General features: G+C 36.7%; 2 protein-coding genes and 1 pseudogene. 1 reads left to right on the top strand and 2 read right to left on the bottom strand.

Going from position 1 to position 1,862, the window contains the following annotated elements; all coding sequences use genetic code 11:
* Nucleotides 1–186: 186 nt before the first annotated feature.
* Complete coding sequence (locus ACEW8O_RS15945; RefSeq protein ID WP_373495619.1) at nt 187–378, top strand: hypothetical protein; 192 nt, start codon at nt 187–189, stop codon at nt 376–378.
* Nucleotides 379–457: 79 nt separating this feature from the next.
* Here ACEW8O_RS15945 and ACEW8O_RS15940 read toward each other — a convergent pair whose 3' ends face one another.
* The gene (locus tag ACEW8O_RS15940; RefSeq protein WP_373495618.1) at nt 458–1,630 is read right to left on the bottom strand and encodes a hypothetical protein; all 1,173 of its coding nucleotides are present in this window, start codon (nt 1,628–1,630) and stop codon (nt 458–460) included.
* Nucleotides 1,631–1,679: 49 nt separating this feature from the next.
* Nucleotides 1,680–1,862: pseudogene (locus ACEW8O_RS15935) on the bottom strand (tRNA epoxyqueuosine(34) reductase QueG); the annotation flags it as partial.

Raw genomic sequence — 1,862 nt, 5'->3', positions numbered from 1 at the left:
CGCCACTAAAGGAATAAATATAATTCCGAAAAAGTATACAAAAATCAGGGTGATGGTCGTTTTGATCATGTTGTGTTTTACTTATTGTTCGCAAATTAACTTTATATTTTAAACGCAACAAACCTAATTTAGTGTCGTACCGATAAGTGTTGTTGTTTAATCTTTAACCAATAAATTCTTTGAAACATGCTCGAATACGTAAAGACCATCTTAACGAAAGTTAGTTTTGACAGAAGACTCTTCGAGAAAGAGTTGCGAAAGGCCCTGAATCTGTTGATGCCAGCAGAAATTCAGGAATTCAAGGACTGGTGTTACAAGAAGTTTTCCAACAATTACGAACCTGTTCTGGATAAATATTTTATTAATCTGGCAGGTTAATGAAAAAGCCCCGATATCGGGGCTTAATTTTTTTATCAAAGTAAAACGATATTCTAAGCAAGATGATGGCTTTTTCCAACTACCCCAAAATTGGATGCCTTTCAAATGGCATATTTCTATCAAACAAATACCTGTAAGTAATTAGATTTCGGCTTTTTTTGCTTCCCAGATTTTTTGAAATATTTAGGATTTTAGGATTGAAATCACCTTGCCAGTAAAGTTCGAGATTTTTGTAGGAGCGTGTTGATTTGATGACTTTTTCTGCTTCTACAATCATATAGTAATCCAATCCGGAACCTTGGAATTCAGGGACAATTCCGAACGCTAGACCTACAAAGCTGCGGTTTTTACCTAAAGTTTTTATGAGGTAGAACTTAAGTTTTGCCCATAATCCAAATTGCCCGCCGAGGTGCTTGATAATTTGGTTGATATCCGGAAGATTTAGCCACATCACCACGGGTTCATTTTTGTGATAAACAAACCATATCAGTTTTTCATCCAAAACAGGCTTCACGGAATTCAACAGCTTTAACGCTTGTTGGGGAGAAAGCTCCTTGTTCCCTTCATGTTTTGCCCATGCTTTATTGTACACAATGCTCAGGGCGTCGGCAAATTTTGATAGTTGATTTTTTTTAATATGGACTGCCTTGAAGTCAGGGTTCCCATGGAACTTTTTATGTGCTTCATAAAATTTTGGATCAAGTTGGTGGGAGTTCGAAGCAACGGAAAGGCTCCAGCATATTTGGTTATAAAAAGTCTTGAAACCATATTCCTCAAAAAGCATTTGGTAATAAGGAGGATTGAAATTCATATTATATTTCGGTGGATGGAAACCTTCCGTAAGGACTCCCCACCACTTATCCCGATCACCAAAGTTGATAGGCCCATCCATTGCCTGCATACCTCTCTGAATTAACCAGGCTTTCGCAGTATCAAACAATAGATTAGCGGATTCCTGATCCTCAATACAATCAAAAAAGCCAAAACCTCCGACAGGAAATTGATCACCTTTGTTTTTATATCTTTTGTTTACAAAAGCGGCAATGCGACCAATAAGCCTACCACTATCATCTCTGAGGATCCATCTGATGGCCTCCCCGTTTTGAAGATATTTATTTTGTTTTGGATCAAAAACCATCTGTACATCTTTGTCCAGAGGCCTTATCCAATTGGGATCTTTTTCATTGATCAAAATATGTACTTTGATGAAAGCCTTTTCATCACTGTTTGAGGATACTTCTGTTAAATTCATAGCTTGGGTGCTGATGCCACAAAATTACCCAATATTGTAAAAACCATTGTCAAAGATTAAACTTAATATTTCTTAAAAAACCATTATAGCCTGTCCTTTTAACAGCAGATTTTGCAAAAACCTTTTGGAATGTTTCCTCTGTAATTTCCATCCAATCTCTTTTATCCATTTCTTTTAGATCGGGATGAGGGTTAAATTGACTCACTTCATGTGGTCTGGAAAAACTGTTCCA

It is taken from the genome of Aquiflexum sp. (assembly GCF_041749095.1).
Taxonomy (GTDB): domain Bacteria; phylum Bacteroidota; class Bacteroidia; order Cytophagales; family Cyclobacteriaceae; genus Aquiflexum.
Note: the sequence above shows the minus strand (reverse complement) of the source record. Positions and strands in the feature narration are given on the sequence as shown.

What these genes read in the sequence shown, in the direction of transcription:
- ACEW8O_RS15945 (WP_373495619.1), top strand. Translation starts at nt 187, where the DNA reads ATGCTCGAATACGTAAAGACCATCTTAACGAAAGTTAGTTTTGACAGA.
- ACEW8O_RS15940 (WP_373495618.1), bottom strand. Translation starts at nt 1,630, where the DNA reads ATGAATTTAACAGAAGTATCCTCAAACAGTGATGAAAAGGCTTTCATC.